Source organism: Salibacterium salarium (assembly GCF_030813635.1).
Classification (GTDB): domain Bacteria; phylum Bacillota; class Bacilli; order Bacillales; family Marinococcaceae; genus Salibacterium; species Salibacterium salarium.
Genome location: NZ_JAUSUM010000003.1, coordinates 348,182 through 370,103 on the forward strand (window position 1 = coordinate 348,182; position 21,922 = coordinate 370,103).

A 21,922-nucleotide genomic window follows, 5' to 3' on the forward strand; every position below is an offset into this window, starting at 1 on the left:
TCGTTTACATCATATAAGACCTATCGAATCTTCTTTCATTTTCCTTACAATGATGTAAGGTTTTGCGTTTCTGAGAAAATGATTCGGACCGCCGTACCTGATCCTTCTTCTGAATCGAGCTCTATAATATGTCCAAGATATTGGGCTACTTCATTAGTTATGTAAAGTCCCATCCCAGTTGATTCTCTGAACATCCGTCCATTTTCTCCTGTGAAAAACGGATCAAAGACACGCCGTACATCTGTCTTAGATATGCCAACACCATAGTCTTTCACTTCCAGTACTGCTTTTTCATCCCTTATGTATAAAGAAAGATAGATATAGTCTGCTTTTCCGGCCGAGTATTTCACAGCGTTATGGATAAATTGAGATATGATAAAAAACAACCATTTCTCATCTGTTTCAACCATTATGTCTTCCTCATACTCTTGTAATTTCGGATACACTTTATTTCGAATAAAATACCGTTTATTTTCTCTGTTCACTTCATGGACGATGTCCGTTACTTGAACTGGTTTTATGTGAAAGTCCTGCTCCAACGTTCGTAACCTTGCCATATAAAGTACCGTGTTCAACCCTGTTTTCATTCGATCCGTTTCTGCATAAATGTCCGAGGATTCCGGTTCATCCAAATCATGCGCTATTAACTCGATGACAGATAAAGGGGTTTTCATTTGGTGAACCCATTGTTCCATAAACATTTGATACTCTTGTTGCTGCTGTTCTGCTGTTTTTAATTTTTGATGGTAATGGCGGTATTGTTCTTTTAGCAATTGATTTAGTGATTCTGACATGGGGGTTTGTTCCGCCTTTTGAAAGGAGTCATCCAACGTTTCGAGAGGACTGCTTAATCTATCGTAATACTGCCGCCTGCTAATGTAGTGATAACAAAGATAAGCGCCCAGTATAAAGAATCCCAGGAATACGGAATAAAGAACGGGACGGATATTTTGGTATCCATCCATCCAAAACACAGATAACATTAAGGCGAATTGCACTAGTTGCATAACCATTAATAACACATGTTCTCTTAGAAATAACTTCATTTTTCATTCTCCCTTACCCACGTTACATTCAAGCGATATCCTGCTCCCCGCACTGTTTCCACTGCATCCTTAATGTTTAATTCGAGTAGTTTTTTGCGCACACGTGTGATATTAACATTCAATGTGTTCTCATCGACGTAAGCATGGTCATCCCATAGTTTTTCCAACAAAACTTCCCTTCCCGCCACACGAGGATGACGGTCCAGCAAGCTTTCTATAACATTTGACTCTTTTTTCGTGATGGATACCATTTTGTCTCCGAAAGCTAACTCTAGTCTTTCCGGATATAGTCGCAACCCCTCTTTATGAAGTACTCTTTCATCGTTGCCCGAGGCGTATTCACCGTAAGCTCTACGCAGATGACTGCGAATTTTAGCCAACACAACTTCAGAATAAAACGGTTTTGTTATGTAATCATCCCCACCATTTTCAAGTGCCATCACTTGATCCATCTCCCCCGTTCTTGCTGAAATGAATAAAACTGGACAGATCGATTCCGTTCGTATTTGCCGACACCAGTAAAATCCATCATAAGATGGTAAATTAATATCCAGCAGAACAAGGTCCGGGTTATGCTCATGAAAAGCTTCCATAACCTTGTCAAAATGCTGAACATTGGTGACTTCATACCCATATTTACTTATGTAAGATTTCAATAACTCTGCTATTTTAGGATCATCTTCCACAATCATTATTTGGTGCATATGTTCCCCTCCCTGATTGTTTTATTATGGCATGGAATGTATTTCTCCACAAAACGGATTTTTCTATATTATATCGTACATTTGAAAAAGCCAGTGCCCTCATTATGCAGGACACTGGCTTTTTTATTGATAATGGATGTAAATATTTATATATTTTGATTGAAGAAATATATGGTTTCATGCAATGCCTGTTCGAGCTGTACCGGCACTTCATTTAATGGGTGAGCTGCGTTGAAGGTGTGGGTTCCATCTTCAATTCTCACAAGAGAAGGCTTCGCGGAGGCGTCATTCATCTTTTCCGCTCCTTCTTTCAGCCATTCTCCATCTGCATCTCCTTGTACGAGAAGAACCGGTACATGTATTGACTCTAATATAGACAAGATATTAAATCTTTCTTGATTATTTTCGATATCTTCTAAGATGTTCGATTTTAAGGGCATATTTTGATTCGTCCGCTTATTTACAATATATCCTACACCGTTTTTCCGAATATCTTGTTTGAGATCTTCATTTAAGAAATCAACATCGGAAACACCATTCCAACAAACCACACTTTTTATTTCAGAGCGTTCTGAAGCAAAAATAATACTAGTTGCACCACCGCGGCTGTGACCAATCATCCCAATACGTTCCATATCAAACTGATCAGAGTAAGGAAGCTTTTGCTCTCTCATTTGCCCCATAAGAACTGCAATATCTTCCAACTCTCTGGAGTACGTGTTAACTGCAAATTTGTCTAACTCATCAAAATCATTGTCTTTTACACCATTGCATGAAAAATTAAAGCGAATAGCGTAATACCCGTTATTTGCTAATTCTTCTGCAACATAAGGGAAAAAATTCCAATCTTTATGCCCTTTAAACCCATGACAGACCAAAATAACCGGTTTATTTGCACGTTCTTTAGGTGCATGAACTTCCCCTCTAAGGTACAAATCATCTCCTAATGAAATTGTAAAGGAGTTATTTTCGATACTTTCGTATAACACATTGATCCCCTCCTTCTATGTTTCATTGCCACTTCTATGCTCCATAGTCTTTTTTGATATCTTATCACACTTTACTGTTATATTTTTTGTGTATAAGACTATAAAATTCCGACAAACTAATCTCAAAAGCAAGCGTTTACGGAGGAGACAAGTATTTCATGGAATTAGATAAAAACACAAACATAACGTCAGCGGAGCACGCTCAGTTGTGGAACGCCTATATGAACGCCAGCATAACCTCTACAATAGTTAAATACTTTCTGGCAAAAGTGGAAGATCCAGACATAGAATCTGTCCTGCAAGAAGCTCTGACATTAACAACAACTCACGCAGAAACATTAACTCACATGTTCACAAAAGAAAACAAACCGGTTCCGATTGGCTTCAACGATCAAGATCTTAACACAAATGCTCCGCGGTTATACTCAGACAACTATTTTTTACAACATATTTTGCAGCTTGGCATGGCTGGAATGTTTTCCTTTTCAGCTGCAATCAACTTGTCTATCCGTCACGACATATATACATTTTTTTCTGAAGGGTTTCAAAAGTACAATCATCTCCACCAAAAAGCTGCCTCTGTTTCACTTGAAAAAGGATTGTATCTTCGACCTCCTACGGTTCCAACACCAAACGAAGTGGACTTTGTGAAAAAGAGAAATTTTCTCACCGGTTGGTTTGGCAAACGCAGACCTTTGATGACCCAAGAAATTGCTTATTTATTCTCTAATTTAGAACGAAACAGTCTAGGAATCGCAATGTTAACTGGATTCAGTCAAGTTGTAAAATCAAAAGAGGTAAAAAATTATATCATAAGAGGTATTGAAATAGCCAAAAAGCATGTGAATATATTTCGTTCTATTTTAGAAGAAAATCATGTCCCAACACCTATGGGATCAGACTCTATGGTAACCGATTCTGCCAATGTTTCCCCGTTTTCCGATAAATTAATAATGTATCACGTGACCGGGATGACCACCCTTGGAATTGGATTCTATGGACTAAGCATTTCTACAAATATTAGAAGAGACTTATCGGTCCACTACACTCGGCTCACCGCAGAAATTGCATTGTATTCTGAAGACGGAGCTACCTTGATGATTGACAATGAATGGTTAGAAGAACCACCTCGTATGGTCAACCGTGATGAGTTAGTAAGAAATAAGTAAAAGAAATTGTGCTATAGAAACAATGACAATCACGTAAGAGCAATCAAAAAACTTAGCGGAATAGGTCGTTAACATGCAAACTAATATTAACAAAAAAAGTAATAAATTAGAAATGCTGCTATGGAGCATCGCCCTTCCCGGATTCGCTCATTTAATTATCGGGAAGTACGTGAAGGGTATATTATTAATTGTTTTAGAAATTTTAATTAATGTACTCGGCAATTTTAATCATATTATTGTACTAAGTTTCAACGGTAGAATTCAAGAGGCTATTGAACAGACCGACTACCAATGGCTCATGTTCTACCCTTGTTTATATTTTTTCGCTATTTGGGATGCTTATAGAGAAGCAGGGGGAGGGGAAAAGGCTTATGCCTACTTACCCCTTGCTTTTTCAGCCTATTTTGTAACAGTCGGATTAATTTTTTCTTCACGCATTTCAATATTTGGATACTTAATAGGACCCGTTTGGCTCCCGATGATGTTTTTACCTATTGGATTAATAGTCGGCACAATTATTCGATGGTTGGTTTTAAAAAAAAGTTATAAGGATACTTGATATATAACATACTGACCTTCCCATGTGCCCAGCTTTTGATATGGAATAAAGTTATGTAGGAGTGAATAAATTGAGCGAACAGAAAATACCTTTAACATCAGCAGAAATTGGTTGCTTATGGACGTCATTTAACGATGACAGTATGTCTATGTGCGTACTCGAATTTATGCTGAAACATTTGCAAGACACAGACATCAAACCAGCTGTCCAATATGCTTACGATATATCTAGCTATCACTTAGACCAGCTCACAAGTACATTTAAACAAGAACAATTCGCTTTTCCTCATGCCTTTTCAGCTGAGGATGTGAACATGGAAGCTCCTTGGCTCTTTTCAGATTTATTTTGTTTAAGCTATGTTAATCACATGTCAAAAGTAGGAATGATTAAATACGGTGGATTTATTACAATGAGTAAAAGAAAAGACATAAGAGACTTTTATACACAAGCACTAACAGAAGCATCAACGCTTTATAACCAAACAACCGATATTGCTTTATCGAAAGGAATACACCCTACACACCCTTATATAGACGTACCGAAAGAAGCTGATTACGTCGATAGTAAGAAGTATTATAGTGGATTGAACCCCTTCAGCAAAGACCGACCATTAAATGCTGTGGAGATATCTCATTTGTATTCTAATATTTTAACAAATTCCGTCGGGGTCAAACTTTGCCTCAGTTTTGCACAAACCTCTCCGTCCAAAGAAATTCAAGATTATATGGTACGGGGAAAAGATATTTCCAATAAACACATTCAAATCTTCACTTCCACCTTGCAGGAAGGGGATGTTCCAACCACACGATTACCTGATCTCAGTGTAAGTGACTCAACCACTCCCACATTTTCTGATAAATTAATGATGTATCACATGACGCTTTTAAGCACTGCTGGTTTAGGTAATTATGCCACAGCAGCTGCCGCCAGCCAACGAAACGACTTAACGCTTAATTATGAAAGACTATCCTTAGAAAGTGCTCAATTCGCAAAAAGCGGCGCCGACATTATGATTAAGCATCACTGGCTCGAACAACCACCAGGAACGAAAGATAAAGAGCATTTAGTCAGAAAAAAAGATAAATATTAGTACAGGATGAAAAATGCGTGTCCGTTATAGGTTTGATTAAAGAAAGGGTTCCACAAAATTTATTTTTGATGGACCCCTTTCTTTTTCTTTCTATTTTTTATAAACGCAATCAACAATAATAAACTGGGGATTATAACTTGAAAAGGTAAATGCATGTACAACGGTACAAATTGGAGTCCTTCACGGATATGTTCAGAATAACTACTGGCGATAGTCATAGATGAAAACAACACAACAAACCCAAGGGGGTAAACTAACTTTGATGTTTCTTTCGTGTTAAATACATTAGACAAACCAGTAACAGCTGCATAAAAATAAATACTAATTTTAAAAAACCCTGCCATGATTAAACCTACCATAAAAAACACATCTAAGCGTTCGAGAAATTCCGCCACTTGAATTGCTTGTATCGTGTTAAGGAGAGGAAACTGTGAACGTGAGACAAGATCCACTCCTAAAACAGAAATACTGATAGCTGTCGTAATCGTAATGTTAATGCCACTTAATGCAAGGGCTGACAAGCATGCAACTTTTATTTTTCTTGGCTTATTCACATACGGAAAAATCATGGTAAAGACAATAATTTCCCCGAACGGTACGTACCATGTTTCTGTAATCACCGTTTTCAATACCGTTCCCATACCTTCTTCTAGAACCGGCTTTAAGTTATTAATTTCAATTAAACCCGAGACTACAACTAATATGAACCCAACAATAGCCAAAAAATACAGAACAACAAAAAGAATCTCTCCAGTCCTTGCCATCACTTCGATGCCCTTACGGACTGTGTATACTATAGCTAAAAATAACACTGCGTTTATAATAAACAGCGGCGTCTCATTATACGCAAAAGTTACAAGCAATTCCCCAAAGTCCCGAAGTACTCTGGCAGCAATATACATAAAATAAACAATATAGAGACAAGCAAGAAATTTCCCGAAGAATCTCCCAACGATTTTCTGCATATACTCTGTCGGCAGAATATCCGGGTAATAATTGTAGAGACTGAGATAGACGAAAAATAAAACCATGCCAGCAACCATTCCTAACAATATAGCAATCCAAGCATCTTGTTTAGCACTTAAGCCTAAGGAAACCAACAGAGCACTGCCAAGCTCAAATAGAAAGATTAAAACAAACAATTGGCTTGCGTTTATTTTCGCCTTCTCCACCCATCGTCACACCCTTTTATTCTTTCGTTAATCTATACTTGATAAAAATGGTTCGTTTCTTAATCCCGTTCGACGTATAAAAGCATCCACGGTAACGTTTATCTCGAGTTCAGGAAAATAAACGTCATCCCATTCTTTTTCCCATTCTTTCCACACTTTTGGATTGGATTGATGAATCGCATCACCAAATCCAAAAATATCTGTTTGTAAGTCTTGAGCCTTTTTTACGGAAGACTGAATATTATCTTTAATTTTTTTCTCTACTTTATCTTCTACATCATATAAAATACTTGGATTTTTAAGACTTATCGGCACTGCGGTCTCACCAATATCTCCTTCTACTGAAATATCTATCGTAATTTTCCCTTTTCCATCTTTATTAACTTCTGCTCCAACATCTGTTTTTTGTCGAATCACTTCATAAACAACCGCTTCTTGTTTCTCTTTCCAATCCACGGACACAAGCGTCGATTTTATTTCATCCAATGCCCATATAACACCTTTTGACATATCTCCTTGAACAATATCAACCAACTTGCCATCCTTAAATACCCCCAGACCCGAAGCCATCATACGAGCTTTCGGTTTCGTTTCCTGGATACTTTCAAGCGTTTCCCCTGTTGCGGCATCTCCGTACATGCTAAAGCAACTAATAACCGGCTCTTTTCCTGATGACACTAAATCCGGCAATACATCCCTGATTGCTACATTTAAATTTTCTCCCCACATTCTCTCAGTAACTTTCAATGTATTAACAATCTTCTCCGCCGGAACTTGATCAATAGGAGTCAGTGTTTTAACTAATTCCGACGCTGTGGATTCTTGTGCAATGACTACGGTTGCGTTCGTTCGAAATTCATTATCCCGCTCCAAAGCATCAAAAATATTTTTCAATCCCTCTTCTCTCACAAGTTTTTCACCTATAACAAGCAAGTTTGTATGCGCATAATATAGTCGACGTGACACTTTTTTAGAGACTTGTCGCTGTATTTGCACCATATTGTTACCTTTCTCCATATAAGTAGATACAGGCGGACTCTCTGTCCCTCCCGTTCCTTGTCTGCTTTCGCCTGCTACATTTCCAGGGTTGATCACTTGAACGGTATTCATATATTGACCATCTTCTGTCTTGTCGATCCCGATAGCCGATACAAGGGCAAGATCGGGGAGCTCCTGATTACTCCAACAACCAGACAGAAAGGCTGTACTTATAAATACGACAAGGGTACACAGCCTGTTAGCCTTCATCTCAGTCACCTTTTCTCGTTTTTTTCTTCATGTCTCTACTATCCGGAGGACCTGGTTCCTGATTTCCCCCTACACGAACCGTATTATTAGTGCCAATTAATTTAGGTCTTTTTTTATCCCTCCACCACGGTAAACGAATAATAGAGTCTCCAAAATCTGCTGGAATAAATGGAGCAAGCGGTGACATGTAAGGAATACCAAAAGACCGCAAACTGCACAAATGGACAATAATGACGATGAATGAAAGGATCAACCCATAAAATCCGAAAGAAGCTGCCAGAACCATCAAAAAAAATCGGATTAAGCGAGCAGCAATCGCCATTGAATAGGAAGGAGTAGTGAAGCTTGCGATTGCAGTAATCGCAACAATAATAACCATCGCCGGCGACACAATACCAGCTTGAACAGCTGCTTGGCCGATAACAAGCGCGCCAACGATAGAAACCGTTTGCCCAACGGCTTTTGGCATCCTTATCCCTGCTTCTCGTAAAATTTCAAACGTTATTTCCATAATAAATGCTTCAACAACCGCTGGAAACGGAACGGCTTCCCTTTGAGCAGATAATACAATTAATAGCTGCGTGGGAATCATTTCTTGATGGAATGTTGTCGCAGCCACATAAGTAGCTGGAGCATACAAGGAAATTAAAAAAACCATAATTCTTAAAAAACGTAGACTAGATCCGATATACGCTCTGCTGTAGTAATCATCTACCGATTGAAAAAACTGAACAAATAAAGAAGGGGCGTGTAAAACGAAGGGGGTGCCATTAACGAATATGGCAACTCTTCCTTCCAGAATATTTCCTGATACCACATCAGGTCGTTCTGTAAAATGAATCGTCGGAAAAGGCGATACGGGTTCATCTTCAATCAATTCTTCGATATACCCGGATTCCAAAATACTATCAATATCAATTCGCTCTAATCGGTCACATACTTCTTGTATAATTTTTTTATTTGCGATCCCTTCGATGTACATAATTTCAACATTTGTATTTGTCACTTGACCGATAGTCATGGATTTTACTCTTACATCCGGATTTTTGATTCGACGACGTACTAATGCAGTATTTGTGCGAATATTTTCTGTAAATCCTTCACGCGGACCACGAATCGATATTTCAGTAGGAGGTTCTTCGATTGATCGCTTTTCCCCTCCCTTTGTGCTAGTCGCCAACCCTTGTTCCATACCGTCAACAAGAATAATGGTATGTCCTGACATTAGTGACTCATATAATTTTTTCCAATCGTGTATTCTGTTTACTATTCCCACAGAAACTACTTTGTCAGCAATGGTATCTAACACGCTTTGATCCGCTTGTTTGTCCTGTAGATCACCGTCACTGACAAGAGAGTGAACTAGAAAATCATTAATGGAACGACTGTCAACAATACCTTCGACAAAAATAATTGCTACCTTCGTCTTTTTATTATCTTCGATTTCTAACTTTCGAATAATAATATCTGAGCTGTAACCCGTTCTGTTGTTGAGTGCATCCAAATTTTTCTGAAGCGAAGAATTTAATGGCTCGGTGGTATGGCCTGATTTCTCTGCTGCTTTTTGATTTGGCCTGAAAAATTTTCGCAATCTAAAGGACATAATATATCAGTGCTTTCTTTTGTATATTATTGTTAGTTTTTTGCAAAGAATCTTCATTTATACATAGGTTTTTTTAAATAACTAATAATAATGAACAAATGAAAAATGGGAGATGACAGAAGTGAAAACATTAGGGATAACTCTTCTTATGTTTGGACTTTTAGCTTGTTTATCCTTCGGGTTAGATATGGGCATGGGGGATAACATGAACACAGCGTTGAGAAATGTGTTTAATCCATTCCAAGTAATGGAGTTAATTGAACTATTCATTTTAACTTTTTTTATTCTAATGTTTTTTGTAGAAACCATTTTTTTGTTTATAAAAAAAAGGAAAAAGAGACATCAAAAAAACTAAACTTGTCTCATACTCCCTGTTCTTTTTCATACGTATGTAGAATAACCCCCTCACATATGGAGGAGAACCATGGAGTTTCCTATACAATCACAACTTAAAGGATATAACTTAATAACGATGAAACAAGATAGTTATGCAGGCTTAATGGTTGCATTTCTATTGGTGCCTCAAGCCATTGCTTATGCTATGTTAGCTGGCGTTCCTGCAGTTCATGGTCTTTATGCGTCCATTTTGCCAATGCTTGTTTACAGTTTAGTTGGATCATCCCCGCTTCTATCGGTAGGACCGGTAGCTGTGATTTCCATTATGGTATTTACAGGCCTGGCTTCGATAGCCTCCCCTAATGCTGGCATTTATCTGTCTGTTGTTGCGTCATTATCTTTAATGGTAGGAATGTTACAGATATTATTTTCCGTCCTGCGGTTTGGTATCCTACTTCAGTTCGTTCCATCTTCCGTCTTAAGGGGTTTTATGAACGCACTTGCTTTAACCATTATTTTAAATCAACTAGAACCGCTATTTGGTATATCTTTTCAAAAAGAAATGCCATTTGTTCCAGCTCTGATGGATTTTTTGCATCAACTAAGTATGGTGCAACTTCCGGTTCTTTTATTCAGCTCTGCTTTATTTCTATTTTACATTCTTCTTCGAGTGAAAGGAGTTCCGTCCCCTGCGCTTGTCATTGTTGTGATAAGTGGATGTTTCGTTTATTTATTTCAACTAGAAGAAATCGGGATTCAAAAGGTAGGAACGATACAAGCTGGATTACCGACTTGGGACATTCCTGAACTATTTATAAATGAGTGGAAAACTCTTTTCCCCCTCGCTCTTTTTATCGCTTTGATTAGTTTCCTAGAGTCTTACACGATGGCTACTCAAATGGAGAAAGGAACACATATAGATCCTAATCAAGAACTGTTTGCCTTGGGTCTTGCTAACTTCAGCGGAAGTTTCGTACAAGCTGTACCAGTAGCTGGTGCTTTTTCACGATCCGCTGTTAACAAAGATGCTAACGCCAAAACAATTATTTCTTCCGTTTTCACGGCATGCTTTGTCTTCCTATTACTGCTTTTTTTCACGACACCGCTCGCTTATTTGCCTCATGCTGTACTGGCCATTATTATTATTTTCGCTGCCTATAAGCTCATTCGTTGGACTGTCATTATAACGGATCTGATTGTCACCATAACGTTCATAAGCTCTTTACTTTTTGGATTGAAAACAGGTTTCTTCATAGGAACAGGAATCTCTGTATTAGGGGGATTAATGAAAAAATTACATCAATCAGAAATCCATCGGGATAATAAATAACTTGACTTTCTAGTATAACGCTATTATACTTGTAAAGGTTAGTAACCCTCTTATCTATTTTCCACAATGTATTATCCTCATATCATCATTCATTTCCTACATGCTGGAACTATCCCAAACCCTATGAATGAACATCAATGAAAATGAATATGGTTTTAGACCAATTCACGCTGGAGCGGTCATCGGAGCCGCAAGGACGAAAGAGCAGGAAGGGCTTTTGTTGTTTTATGTATCACTACTATCATTCATGAAGATGTAACAATTATTGGAATGTGAGAAAATATAAAAAACCAGCATAACGCGTATGCTGGTTTTTTTACATTCATTCACCTTTGTCAATTTTATCTTTGTCTGTGTCAAAGCTATTTTTATTCTCTATGTTAATATTAATAGTTGTGTTCTCTAGTGTCCTCCCGAGCTCTCTTGCAGCAAATTTTATTAGTTGTACAAAAATATAAATTCCTGCAATCGCGCATAGGAGTAGTACAAATGTAAATTCTTCAAAAGTCAACGTTCATTCCCACCTTACAAATACCACAAGTTATCTAAAAACAAACGAATGACATCAGCACCACCAATGATTGTACCTAGTATACTTCCTACATTCGCCAACACGACAATAAGTAAAATACGAGTTACTTTATTACCCCAAAATCCCTTTGCGGTGTGAACATCCTCTGATAGACGCTCAAAATCTTCCACATGCGGTCGTCTGATATAAGCTTGCACAATTCCCGCGAACCAGCCTGCCGCAATAACTGGATTTAATGACGTTAACGGAGCTGCAATAAAAGCTGTAAGAACAGCAAGTGGATGACCTAACGCTATCGCTGTTCCTAGTGCAGAAAAAGATCCATTCCAAAGCAGCCAGCTTATGCTTTGTTGAATGCCTGCTGAAGGATTTGCAAGAAACGTGTACGCAATCACAGCAAGAATCACGATAGGAATGGCCCACGTTAAGATTTTAGGAGCAATACTAACCGGCTTTTCCGTCAAGCGCGACAAATCATGATGGTGTGATATTTCTTTTTTAATACCAGGAACATGCGCCGCCCCTAATACCGCAACAATTTTTTCACCTGGGGCATCCTTAATCTTTTGGGATAAATACTGATCCCTTTCATCAATTAAGGGAACCTTTAATTTCGGAAAATTCTCTGTTAGTTCATCCAGCATCGATTGCAGCATGTCTTGAGATTTCATTTTTTCCATTTCTTCTTCCGTAATGCTTTCTTTATTAAAAATGCTGAAAATCACTTGCATGAGGAGTTTAGCTTTCCCCCATAATCCGACGCCATGCCAAATACGCGAAAAAGTGATTTGAATATTTCGATCCGCCAAAACGAGGTTTGCGCCTAATTCTTCAGCTGAGTCAATCCCTTGAATCATTTCTTGACCTGACTGAATGCCGAATTGCTGTGCTGTGCGCTTTTGAAAAGAAGATATAGCCAAATTCATTAACAGCAAGGTCGCTTTTTTTTCTTTAATAACCTTAAATATATCCATGTCCTTCCAATTGTTTTTGTTTTTTATAGACTCATATCTTTGTTCGTCCAGTTCTACGCATATCGTGTCTGGATTTTCGGATTCGATAACCTCTTGTACTTCTTCGGCACTGTGTCTTGATACGTGGGCGGTTCCAATAAGTATAATTTCTTTACCATCTACATTTAGTCTAGTTATATTTTCTTCAGCCATAACCTACCTGCCTTTATATCGTCATTCACGATTTAAACCTGTTTCTCCATCACAATGAGTGTATATATCATACCACTTTATTTTATGCGATGCAGTTTACAATCCATAAAAAACTGTTACTACGATTATCTCATAGTAACAGCTAAAAAAGAATAAATATTAATGGTCATGATCATGATTATGGTCGTCACTTTCATGATTCTCCTCTGAATCTATATCCCCACTAGAAGTCTGTAATGCTGTATCGATGTTTTCTATATTTTGTTCCATTAAATCAAAATAGTCGTTTCCATTATCGATTTCTTCTTCTGTCCGTGTCGACAAGTTGTGTAAATACAACGCTTCAGCCCCTACTTCTTCTTGTACGACTTCCGTTACTTTGGATGATACATTTTCTTCAAATAAGATATGTTGTATCCCCGCTTCTTCCACCGTTTCAATAATGTCTTGTAATTCTTTTTGAGAAGGTTCATCTGAAGGTGAAACCCCAGATACACTAGTTTGATTTAACCCGTATCGATCTTCCCAATAGCCGTATGCTGCATGAGATACGACAAACTCATTATTTTCCGTTGACGTCACGGTTTCAGAAAACGATTCATCCAACTCTTCTAAATCTTGTTCAAGTGCTACGAAATTTTCCTCAAAGGTTTCTTCCTTCTCCGGACGCAACTCTATTAACGCATCTTTAATGTTCTCAGCCGCCTCTTTTGCTAGTACTGGATCTAACCATAAATGCGGATCAACGTCTCCACTGTCATGATTGTGTTCCTCTTCATCCTCATGACTGTGATCTTCGGATAAACTGTTCAAATCAATACCTTCCGCTACTTCAATCGAAAGAGCACCTTCATTTTGAATTGTGTCATTCACCGCTTCCGCAAATCCTTCCATTCCTGCTCCGTTGTACATAAAAGCATCGCCTTCAGCAATATCTACCATCGTTTTTGATGTTGGCTCAAAGCTATGGGCATCTCCACCTGCAGGTACCACATTTTCAACTTCAACCTCTTCTCCGCCTATTTTGTTTGCGAAATCTTCCCAAGCAAATATTGTCGTATAGATTTGCAACGGTTCTTCTTCATTATTCTCGCTTGCGTCACCGGTTTGTTCTTCGTCTGAGGCACAACCAACCGCAAACACAGCCATTATTAAAAGTATAAATAACACTACAACACGTTTTTTTATCATTATGTATAGCTTCCCCTTTCGTAACGATTACGATTGAACAAATCAAAGTATATCGTAACAATTACGATTTGTAAATAGGAATTATTCTTTTTAATGACAAATGCTCTATCTCCTGTCACGAGCAAAACGATATAGTCTATTTAATAATTAGTACAGCACAGCTAGCCCGTTTAGCAACTTTTTTGCATAACATGCCTATATTTTTTCTCTAAGTGAAAAGTGTATTTTTTTCTTACATGAATTACATTAGAATGGTAAATGAGAATACGCCTAAATAGAGATGGGGGCTTTAACAGAATGTACCGCAACTTGGAAGAATGCGTGAAAGATTTAGAAGAAAATGGACATTTGATTCGAATAACAGAAGAAGTAGATCCACACTTAGAGATGGCATCCATTCATTTAAAGGTCTATGAAGCAGGTGGTCCTGCTTTATTATTTGAAAATATTAAAGGTTCCAACTATCAAGCTGTATCAAACCTCTTTGGAACAGTAGAACGTAGTCGATATATCTTTCGAAAGACATGGGATCGTGTTCAAAATGTGGTGGCGCTTCGAAACGATCCAATCAAAGCTATGAAGCATCCATTCCAAAATATAAGCAACGGCTTCGCTGCCATGAATGCTCTCCCATCAAAGAAAAAAGCAAATACGGCTCCTTTTAAAGAAATACAACTTACAGATCTTCCATCTATTCAACACTGGCCAAAAGACGGCGGTGCTTTTATCACCCTGCCTCAAGTGTACACCGAAGATCCAGAGAAACCTGGGATTATGAATTCAAATCTAGGCATGTATCGGATTCAGCTCGACGGAAATGAGTATGAGGTGAATAAAGAAGTCGGATTGCATTACCAAATCCATCGCGGCATCGGCATCCATCAATCAAAAGCGACGAAACAGAACAAACCGCTCAAAGTCAGCATTTTCATCGGTGGTCCACCGGCACATACATTATCTGCTGTGATGCCATTACCAGAAGGGCTTAGTGAAATGACTTTCGCTGGGTTACTTGCCGGACGCCGCTTCCAATATAGTTATATGGACGGATACTGTATTAGCCACGATGCCGATTTTGTTATTACAGGAGAGATTTACCCTGATGATACGAAGCCAGAAGGACCATTTGGCGATCACTTAGGCTACTATAGCCTGACTCATGAGTTTCCTGTCATGCACATTCATAAAGTCTATGCTAAAGACAACGCTATCCTGCCATTCACTGTAGTAGGTCGCCCTCCCCAGGAAGATACATCTTTTGGGGAAATTATACACAAAATTACCGGAGATGCTGTAAAACAAGAGATTCCAGGGGTAAAAGAAGTACATGCTGTGGATGCAGCAGGCGTTCATCCCTTGTTGTTTGCTATCGGAAGTGAACGATATACGCCATTTGAGGAAGTAAAAAAACCAGCAGAATTACTGACGATCTCCAATCGAATTTTAGGGACGGGGCAATTAAGTTTGGCTAAATTCCTATTCATTACAGCCGAACAGGACAAACCGTTGAACACTCATCACGAAATCGATTTTTTAAAACATATACTAGAACGTCTCGACTTACACCGAGATCTTCACTTTCAAACGAAAACAACGATAGATACATTAGATTACTCAGGTGAAGGATTAAATAGCGGAAGCAAGGTTGTGATTGCCGCTTACGGAGATAAAAAACGTGAGTTATGTACCGAAGTCCCGGCAATATTCGAAAACACCGGTAATTTCACGAACCCCCATCTCATCATGCCAGGTGTCGTTGCAGTAGAAGCTCCTGTGTTTCGTGATTATGATACAGCAGCAGAAGAATGTGAGGCTTTCGCTCAGGTTATTAACGGGGAAGTAGCTAATTGTCCGTTGATTATCGTTTGCGATGACAGCGACTTTTTAAGTGGTTCCACTAGGAATTTTCTTTGGGCTACTTTCACCCGAAGCAATCCATCACATGATATACACGGGGTGAACAGTTTTTATAAAAACAAACATTGGGGCTGTGACAATATGATTGTGGATGCACGTATTAAACCTCATCATGCCCCACCGCTACTTCCTGATCCGGAGGTAGAAGAAAATATCGAGCGTTTTTTTGATGAAAGCGGCAGTTTAGCCGACATCGGAAAGTAATTAATTCGAATGAAAGACATTATAATCGTTTGGAACCATTATTTGGAGCTGTATCAAAAGGTACAGCTCCATTCTATAATAAAGAGAATTTAACCACGGGCAGAAGCTGAGGCGCTGCCCGCGGCAAAGGAGACACGGTGATCCGCAGGGAGCCGATGTCGCTCTTGTGCTCTGGAGTGAAAGCGCCCGCCTGCAGCGCAAGCCCTAAATGTTAGTGAAGCTTTTTTTGGATAGTAGTAGACTTTTGATACAGCTCCTTTTTTCTTCATTTTGTTCTCCGCATTATTTGGAAGAACAAAGTGTTTATATTTTTTATGCGTTGCTTAACGCAGCTAAATCTATTTCTTCGCTTCTGCCGCTAACAACAGACATCCTGTTATGGCGGCATTATCTTCTAATTCTGGCATCACAATGGATTTCTCCAAAGCTGGTGTATCGACATAGTCATTTAAAAGGGTCACAAATTGCTGACGAATAAGCGGAAAGAGCTGCTCTTGTTTCATCACTCCACCACCTAAGATGAATTTCTCCGGTCTTAGAATAAGCGTATAATTTACCAAAGCCTGGGCGATATAGTACGCTTCCAATTCCCACACTTTTTGATCAGACGCAAGCTCCTGCGCTTTTTTATTGTATCTTTTTTCAATTGCCGGCCCGGAAGCCACTCCTTCCAAACAATTTTGGTGATACGGACAAACACCTTCGAAGGAATCATCTGGATATTTTCGAACGAGAATGTGCCCCATTTCTGGATGGCCGAACCCTTCGATAACATTGCCGTCCACTACGGCTCCACCACCAATTCCGGTTCCTACTGTAAGATACAAGCAGCTACCATTCTCCTTAGCACTTCCCTGTCTAAATTCTCCATATGCGGCCGCATTAACGTCTGTCGTCCATGCCATCGGAATATTATATTTTTCTTTCATCGTTCCTATAAAATCAAAATAATCCCATCCCGACTTAGGAGTACTCGTGATGTACCCATATGTATCCGAATCTTCGTTCACGTCAATTGGCCCGAACGATCCTATACCGATAGATTGTAAAGAATATTGATTCAAAAATTCAAACACGTGACTCAAGGTTTCGGACGGGGATGTTGTAGGAATACTAATACGATGGACGATATCAAAATTTTCATCACTAACGGCACATACAAACTTGGTTCCGCCCGCTTCAACCGCTCCATAATACATCATTCATTCTCCTTTCGCTCCCACAAATATTCTGCAACAGTTTCTGGATTTTCTTCCAAATAAGCAGACTAAATGAAACTTAGCGAGGGAGCCACTGCAGAACATCTTGGATTTTTTTATCCCAATACCCCCACTCGTGCTCTCCTGAACTAAATTCAGTTGTGATATTCACATTCATTTGTTCCGCTTTGGCTTTAAATGTCTTATTGTCTTCATACAGAAAATCTTCCGTGCCACAGCATTGATATAAAGATGGTGTTGTTTCATCTGTTTTTTCTAACAAGTGTAATAAATCATCATCCGTCCCTTCCAGATTTTTATCACCAAAAATAAGTTTAAATGCCTGTTGTACCGGATTCTCTGTTTCTGTTGAAGCCTGATTGACATGCGACGCGATATCAGTAACACCAGATAAACTGGCGGCCGCTGCAACGTGATCTGGGTAGCGAAGCGCCCATTTCAATGCGCCGTATCCACCCATTGAGAGACCAGCTACAAAATTATCTTCACGCTTCTCTGATAACGGAAAAAAAGATCTTGCCACTGCCGGTAGTTCTTCAGTCAAAAAGGTCCAGTACCTGCCGCCATATTCCATGTCCGTGTAAAAACTATGATGCACTTGAGGTATAATTACCGCCAAGCCAAGCGGGGCCACATAACGCTCGATAGAAGTACGCCTTGTCCATATCGTATGATCGTCGCTAAATCCGTGCAAAAGGTATAAAGTCTGATGTTTTCCACCGGTGGATTTGTTTTTCAATCCTATTTGTGAAGTCGTTTCTTGCGGAAGAATGACCGTCATGGATGTACTTAGATTCAAAGTTTCAGAGAAAAAATCACATGTTATCAATGCCATATGGAACACTCCTTTTTTTACATAGTAAAGTTTCTATAGTCCATCCAGCATTTCCTCTGCAATTAACGTATAAGACTGCTGGCGTTCTAGTGGATAACGCGTTGTGGTAATAATCATAATCTCATCCGCTTGATACTTTTCTTTCACTTCCAACAACTGTTGAGCCACTTCTTGCGGATGACCAATTATCATTTTTCCCTGCATCGTTTCCACTTTCTGTTTTTCCTCATGCGTCAAAAATTCCTTCTTTAATGGATCTGTTTCCGCTTTTTCCTTTTGCAACGACCAAAGACAGGCGTCTTTTGCTATCTCGCTCGCTTTCGCCGAAGTTTTTGGATTGATCCAAAATACTAAGCTTCATAAAATACAATTCCTTTCTTGAGCTGTAAACGTTAACCTCTTTTTCATTATACATTATAATTCTTTCAGAATTGACAAACAAAGAGTTGCTTCTTTATACAGAAACAACCTTTCTTCCCGATTATTATTGAATTGGTGTTTTCTTTTTAGCCTCCATGCGGCGCTTATGCAATATTGGTTCTGTATAACCATTGGGCTGATCATAGCCTAAAAATACGAGGTCACACGCAGCTTGAAATGCAACAGATTCATCGTAGTTTTCTGACATAGGACGGTACGCTGAGTCCTCTGCATTTTGCTTATCTACAATAATTGCCATCCGTTTCATCGTTTCTAAAATTTGATCTTTTGTACATATACCATGATGGAGCCAATTTGCCATATGTTGACTGGCAATACGCAAGGTTGCGCGATCTTCCATCAGACCTACATTATTAATATTCGGCACTTTGGAACAACCAATCCCCCTATCAATCCAGCGAACAACATAGCCAAGAATTCCTTGTGCATTATTGTCAAGCTCCTGCTGAACGTCATCTGTACTCCAGTTTGAGTTTTCAACAATTGGAATTTGAAGAATATCATCTTCAAGATGCACGGAGGTTTCTATAATCTGATTTTGTACCTCTTTAACATCAACTAGGTGATAATGAAGAGCGTGAAGAGTGGCAGCTGTCGGCGATGGAACCCAAGCTGTACTAGCACCAGCTTTTAATTGCCCAATTTTTTGTTCCATCATATTTGCCATTAATTCCGGCATTGCCCACATCCCTTTACCAATTTGAGCGTGACCTTGCAGGCCAGCTTCTAGACCTTTATATACGTTTGACTTTTCATAAGCTTGTAGCCAAGCAGATGTTTTCATATCATCTTTTCGAATCATCGGTCCGGCTTCCATAGACGTATGAATTTCATCTCCGGTTCTATCGAGAAATCCTGTATTAATAAATATCACTCGTTCTTTCACTTCACGAATACAAGCTTTTAAGTTCAGTGATGTTCGGCGTTCTTCATCCATCACTCCTATTTTCAGCGTATTTCGCTGTAAATCAAGCAAGTCTTCTATTCTAGTGAATATTTTATTAGCAAATGCCACTTCCTTAGAACCGTGCATTTTTGGTTTTACAATATAAACAGATCCTTTTTCCGAATTTTTATATTTTCCGTTTCCTAATAAATCATGTTTCGCAATCAAACTCGTCACAGCACCGTCTAACATTCCTTCCGGTACTTCTTCTCCGTTTTTATCTAAAACAGCATCACTAGTCATTAAGTGGCCAACGTTTCGAATGAGCATATGAGATCGTCCTGGTAGTGTAATGTCAACGCCCTCAGGTGATTGATACAGGCGGTCTGGGTTCAGCGTACGTGTTACCGTTTTTGACCCTTTTTTAAACGTTGCGGTAAGATTACCTTTCATTAAGCCAAGCCAGTTACGGTACACCACTATTTTATCTTCAGCATCCACCGCAGCGACGGAATCCTCGCAATCCATAATAGAGGTGATGGCCGATTCCATAAATATGTCTTTCACTCCCGCCGGATCCATTTTGCCAATTGCATGTCCTCGATCAATTTGGACTTCAAAATGTATTTCATTATTCTTCAACAAAATAGCCGATGGATTCTCTTTATCACCTTGATATCCCGCAAATGCCGATATCTCTTTCAATTTTATATTGTAATCGTTTTCAAATTGAGCATGAAGTTCACCGTTGCGAATATAATACTTCACTACTTCTTGATGAGAACCTTTTTCTAACGGAATCACATCATCAAGAAAGGATTTTGCGTAGGCTATAACTTTTTGTCCGCGGACCGGATTATACTCATTTGTTTGTTCTGCTCCGTCCTCTTCACTAATGGCATCTGTTCCATATAGCGCGTCATAAAGACTTCCCCACCTCGCATTCGCTGCATTTAACACATATCTGACGTTGGTCATTGGGACAACTAACTGGGGCCCCCCTTTATACGCGACCTCATCATCCACATGTTCTGTCGTTACATGGAAGTTATCTACTTCTCGTTCCAAATAATTAATTTCCTGTAAAAACTGTTTATATTGATCCTCATCAAATATTTTACGTTCTTTATGCCAGTTGTGAATACTTGTTTGCATTTCTTCACGCTCTTGCAGAAGTGATTTATTCTCAGGGGCTAATTCGTGAATCATTTCATCAAAACCTTGCCAAAATTGACTGCTGTTTAAACCAGTTCCTGGGATCACTTCTTGATTAATAAATTCATACATCTGCGCATCTACTTGCAAATTTCCTGTTTTCACATAACTTGTCATCGTCATTCTCCTTTCTACATAAAATTGTTGCTTATTACGAAACGACGTTTCTTATAAATTTTATTTTACCATCTAAAATGTATTTTTTCAATTGTTCAGAAAACTATATTCACTTTTTGTCTTAACAACAAAAACGGAGAATAAGTATAACTACACTTCTTCTCCGTTCGTCGTTCGCGCGTATCCTAATCGTCTCGACACCTTGTATCCAATTGTCATAAATGGATCTTTAAGCTGTTCTATTCTTTCTTCACTCATTCGAATCGATGGACCAGAAATACTGATAGACCCTGCAATATCTCCTCGGAAATTAAAAATCGGGACAGCCATACATGTGATGCCGACTTCATTTTCGTCTCGTTCCACACCAAAACCATTCGTTCGAATGTCCCGTATGTTTTTCATTAATTCCGCTTCGGTTGTCATTGTCTTTTCCGTATGTTTGGGTAACCCTTTTTGCTCTATGATTTCTTTCACTTCTTTTTCAGGTAAGTGAGCTAAAATCGTTTTTCCTGCACTGGTACAATGCATCGGGGCTCGTTTCCCAACTTGCGAGTGCATGCGAAGTGTTTCGTTTCCTTCTAACTTTTCAATATAAACGGCTTCTTGCTGTGAATAAATAACAAGGTGAATAACTTCATTTGTCCACTCCTCCAGCTCTTTTAAAAAGGGCGTTGCTTCCTTACGGATATCAATAGAGTCAAGTAGTTTTGAACTTAATTCCAAATATTGATACCCTAAACGATACTTTTTTGTTTCTTCATCCTGCTGAATAAATCCATGCTCGATCAATGTTGTTACAATACGAAAAATAGAGCTTTTATTTAGCCCCAATTTTTCCGCTAGTTCCGTAACGCTGTAGCCATCTTTTTTAGTACTTACCAATTGAATAATAGTCATAGCTCTATCCACTGACTTAACCATGTTGATCCCCCACTTATTATACATGTCC

The 21,922-nt window shown here is 38.8% G+C and carries 21 protein-coding genes; 6 read left to right on the forward strand and 15 right to left on the reverse strand.

Annotated elements, in window-relative coordinates; translation table 11 throughout:
• Nucleotides 1-44: 44 nt before the first annotated feature.
• The 3 genes from J2S78_RS13315 to J2S78_RS13325 form a co-directional block, all read right to left on the reverse strand.
• Nucleotides 45-1,046: a sensor histidine kinase gene (locus J2S78_RS13315; protein ID WP_306899313.1), complete on the reverse strand. Its 1,002-nt coding sequence runs from the start codon at nucleotides 1,044-1,046 to the stop codon at nucleotides 45-47.
• The gene (locus tag J2S78_RS13320) at nucleotides 1,043-1,750 is read right to left on the reverse strand and encodes a response regulator transcription factor (RefSeq protein ID WP_306899314.1); all 708 of its coding nucleotides are present in this window, start codon (nucleotides 1,748-1,750) and stop codon (nucleotides 1,043-1,045) included. The genes J2S78_RS13315 and J2S78_RS13320 overlap by 4 nt, the downstream gene beginning before the upstream one ends.
• Before the next feature lie 146 nt (nucleotides 1,751-1,896).
• On the reverse strand, nucleotides 1,897-2,739 hold the full coding sequence (locus J2S78_RS13325) for an alpha/beta hydrolase family protein (protein WP_306899316.1): 843 nt from the start codon (nucleotides 2,737-2,739) through the stop codon (nucleotides 1,897-1,899).
• A gap of 158 nt (nucleotides 2,740-2,897) precedes the next feature.
• Here J2S78_RS13325 and J2S78_RS13330 point away from each other — a divergent pair, with 158 nt between their 5' ends.
• From J2S78_RS13330 to J2S78_RS13340, 3 genes are all read left to right on the forward strand, one after another.
• Nucleotides 2,898-3,908 carry a DUF3231 family protein gene (locus tag J2S78_RS13330; RefSeq protein ID WP_306899317.1) on the forward strand — a complete coding sequence of 337 codons (1,011 nt, stop codon included), beginning with the start codon at nucleotides 2,898-2,900 and terminating at the stop codon, nucleotides 3,906-3,908.
• Between the two features lie 73 nt (nucleotides 3,909-3,981).
• Nucleotides 3,982-4,467, forward strand: coding sequence for a hypothetical protein (locus J2S78_RS13335; RefSeq protein ID WP_306899318.1), 486 nt, complete (start codon nucleotides 3,982-3,984; stop codon nucleotides 4,465-4,467).
• Between the two features lie 70 nt (nucleotides 4,468-4,537).
• Nucleotides 4,538-5,557 carry a DUF3231 family protein gene (locus tag J2S78_RS13340; RefSeq protein WP_306899319.1) on the forward strand — a complete coding sequence of 340 codons (1,020 nt, stop codon included), beginning with the start codon at nucleotides 4,538-4,540 and terminating at the stop codon, nucleotides 5,555-5,557.
• A 59-nt stretch (nucleotides 5,558-5,616) separates the two neighbouring features.
• On the opposite strand, the gene J2S78_RS13345 is transcribed toward J2S78_RS13340, so the two are convergent.
• From J2S78_RS13345 to J2S78_RS13355, 3 genes are read right to left on the reverse strand one after another with little or no spacing between them, the layout of a single operon-like run.
• Nucleotides 5,617-6,729 carry a GerAB/ArcD/ProY family transporter gene (locus J2S78_RS13345; protein WP_306899320.1) on the reverse strand — a complete coding sequence of 371 codons (1,113 nt, stop codon included), beginning with the start codon at nucleotides 6,727-6,729 and terminating at the stop codon, nucleotides 5,617-5,619.
• A gap of 27 nt (nucleotides 6,730-6,756) precedes the next feature.
• Nucleotides 6,757-7,977: a Ger(x)C family spore germination protein gene (locus tag J2S78_RS13350; protein WP_306899321.1), complete on the reverse strand. Its 1,221-nt coding sequence runs from the start codon at nucleotides 7,975-7,977 to the stop codon at nucleotides 6,757-6,759.
• Between the two features lies 1 nt (nucleotide 7,978).
• Nucleotides 7,979-9,580, reverse strand: a complete 1,602-nt coding sequence (locus J2S78_RS13355) for a spore germination protein (protein WP_306899322.1) — start codon at nucleotides 9,578-9,580, stop codon at nucleotides 7,979-7,981.
• A 112-nt stretch (nucleotides 9,581-9,692) separates the two neighbouring features.
• On the opposite strand from J2S78_RS13355, the gene J2S78_RS17155 reads away from it, so the two are divergent.
• Nucleotides 9,693-9,935, forward strand: coding sequence for a YczF family membrane protein (locus J2S78_RS17155; RefSeq protein WP_503167828.1), 243 nt, complete (start codon nucleotides 9,693-9,695; stop codon nucleotides 9,933-9,935).
• A 69-nt stretch (nucleotides 9,936-10,004) separates the two neighbouring features.
• Nucleotides 10,005-11,246 (forward strand): SulP family inorganic anion transporter, encoded by a 1,242-nt coding sequence (locus tag J2S78_RS13360; RefSeq protein ID WP_306899324.1) that lies wholly within the window; start codon nucleotides 10,005-10,007, stop codon nucleotides 11,244-11,246.
• A 322-nt stretch (nucleotides 11,247-11,568) separates the two neighbouring features.
• On the opposite strand, the gene J2S78_RS13365 is transcribed toward J2S78_RS13360, so the two are convergent.
• The 3 genes from J2S78_RS13365 to J2S78_RS13375 all read right to left on the reverse strand — a co-directional run bounded on the left by J2S78_RS13365 (nucleotide 11,569) and on the right by J2S78_RS13375 (nucleotide 14,135).
• Nucleotides 11,569-11,757: a hypothetical protein gene (locus J2S78_RS13365; RefSeq protein ID WP_306899325.1), complete on the reverse strand. Its 189-nt coding sequence runs from the start codon at nucleotides 11,755-11,757 to the stop codon at nucleotides 11,569-11,571.
• Between the two features lie 14 nt (nucleotides 11,758-11,771).
• On the reverse strand, nucleotides 11,772-12,944 hold the full coding sequence (locus J2S78_RS13370; protein WP_306899327.1) for a TraB/GumN family protein: 1,173 nt from the start codon (nucleotides 12,942-12,944) through the stop codon (nucleotides 11,772-11,774).
• Nucleotides 12,945-13,103: 159 nt separating this feature from the next.
• A complete protein-coding gene (locus J2S78_RS13375; protein ID WP_306899329.1) occupies nucleotides 13,104-14,135 on the reverse strand; it encodes a metal ABC transporter solute-binding protein, Zn/Mn family in 1,032 nt (343 codons plus the stop codon).
• 297 nt (nucleotides 14,136-14,432) lie between these two features.
• Here J2S78_RS13375 and J2S78_RS13380 point away from each other — a divergent pair, with 297 nt between their 5' ends.
• Complete coding sequence (locus tag J2S78_RS13380) at nucleotides 14,433-16,256, forward strand: UbiD family decarboxylase (RefSeq protein ID WP_306899332.1); 1,824 nt, start codon at nucleotides 14,433-14,435, stop codon at nucleotides 16,254-16,256.
• A 338-nt stretch (nucleotides 16,257-16,594) separates the two neighbouring features.
• Here the strand turns inward: J2S78_RS13380 and J2S78_RS13385 are convergent, their stop codons facing one another.
• The 6 genes from J2S78_RS13385 to J2S78_RS13410 form a co-directional block, all read right to left on the reverse strand.
• On the reverse strand, nucleotides 16,595-17,455 hold the full coding sequence (locus J2S78_RS13385) for an ROK family protein (RefSeq protein ID WP_306899614.1): 861 nt from the start codon (nucleotides 17,453-17,455) through the stop codon (nucleotides 16,595-16,597).
• A 79-nt stretch (nucleotides 17,456-17,534) separates the two neighbouring features.
• Nucleotides 17,535-18,311, reverse strand: coding sequence for an alpha/beta hydrolase (locus tag J2S78_RS13390; protein ID WP_306899334.1), 777 nt, complete (start codon nucleotides 18,309-18,311; stop codon nucleotides 17,535-17,537).
• A gap of 33 nt (nucleotides 18,312-18,344) precedes the next feature.
• Nucleotides 18,345-18,548 carry a hypothetical protein gene (locus J2S78_RS13395; RefSeq protein ID WP_306899335.1) on the reverse strand — a complete coding sequence of 68 codons (204 nt, stop codon included), beginning with the start codon at nucleotides 18,546-18,548 and terminating at the stop codon, nucleotides 18,345-18,347.
• The gene (locus J2S78_RS13400; protein ID WP_306899338.1) at nucleotides 18,538-18,672 is read right to left on the reverse strand and encodes a hypothetical protein; all 135 of its coding nucleotides are present in this window, start codon (nucleotides 18,670-18,672) and stop codon (nucleotides 18,538-18,540) included. The genes J2S78_RS13395 and J2S78_RS13400 overlap by 11 nt, the downstream gene beginning before the upstream one ends.
• 123 nt (nucleotides 18,673-18,795) lie before the next feature.
• Nucleotides 18,796-20,970: a malate synthase G gene (locus tag J2S78_RS13405; protein WP_306899340.1), complete on the reverse strand. Its 2,175-nt coding sequence runs from the start codon at nucleotides 20,968-20,970 to the stop codon at nucleotides 18,796-18,798.
• A gap of 150 nt (nucleotides 20,971-21,120) precedes the next feature.
• Entirely contained in the window at nucleotides 21,121-21,894 is a 774-nt protein-coding gene (locus J2S78_RS13410; protein WP_306899342.1) for an IclR family transcriptional regulator, read from the reverse strand.
• Between the last annotated feature and the right edge of the window lie 28 nt (nucleotides 21,895-21,922).

Coding starts and splice junctions, on each gene's coding strand:
- J2S78_RS13355 (WP_306899322.1), bottom strand. CDS start 9,580: ATGTCCTTTAGATTGCGAAAATTTTTCAGGCCAAATCAAAAAGCAGCA.
- J2S78_RS13350 (WP_306899321.1), bottom strand. CDS start 7,977: ATGAAGGCTAACAGGCTGTGTACCCTTGTCGTATTTATAAGTACAGCC.
- J2S78_RS13380 (WP_306899332.1), top strand. CDS start 14,433: ATGTACCGCAACTTGGAAGAATGCGTGAAAGATTTAGAAGAAAATGGA.
- J2S78_RS13385 (WP_306899614.1), bottom strand. CDS start 17,455: ATGTATTATGGAGCGGTTGAAGCGGGCGGAACCAAGTTTGTATGTGCC.
- J2S78_RS13410 (WP_306899342.1), bottom strand. CDS start 21,894: ATGGTTAAGTCAGTGGATAGAGCTATGACTATTATTCAATTGGTAAGT.
- J2S78_RS13390 (WP_306899334.1), bottom strand. CDS start 18,311: ATGGCATTGATAACATGTGATTTTTTCTCTGAAACTTTGAATCTAAGT.
- J2S78_RS13315 (WP_306899313.1), bottom strand. CDS start 1,046: ATGAAGTTATTTCTAAGAGAACATGTGTTATTAATGGTTATGCAACTA.
- J2S78_RS13405 (WP_306899340.1), bottom strand. CDS start 20,970: ATGACAAGTTATGTGAAAACAGGAAATTTGCAAGTAGATGCGCAGATG.
- J2S78_RS17155 (WP_503167828.1), top strand. CDS start 9,693: ATGACAGAAGTGAAAACATTAGGGATAACTCTTCTTATGTTTGGACTT.
- J2S78_RS13370 (WP_306899327.1), bottom strand. CDS start 12,944: ATGGCTGAAGAAAATATAACTAGACTAAATGTAGATGGTAAAGAAATT.
- J2S78_RS13375 (WP_306899329.1), bottom strand. CDS start 14,135: ATGATAAAAAAACGTGTTGTAGTGTTATTTATACTTTTAATAATGGCT.
- J2S78_RS13400 (WP_306899338.1), bottom strand. CDS start 18,672: ATGAAGCTTAGTATTTTGGATCAATCCAAAAACTTCGGCGAAAGCGAG.
- J2S78_RS13360 (WP_306899324.1), top strand. CDS start 10,005: ATGGAGTTTCCTATACAATCACAACTTAAAGGATATAACTTAATAACG.
- J2S78_RS13335 (WP_306899318.1), top strand. CDS start 3,982: ATGCAAACTAATATTAACAAAAAAAGTAATAAATTAGAAATGCTGCTA.
- J2S78_RS13320 (WP_306899314.1), bottom strand. CDS start 1,750: ATGCACCAAATAATGATTGTGGAAGATGATCCTAAAATAGCAGAGTTA.
- J2S78_RS13330 (WP_306899317.1), top strand. CDS start 2,898: ATGGAATTAGATAAAAACACAAACATAACGTCAGCGGAGCACGCTCAG.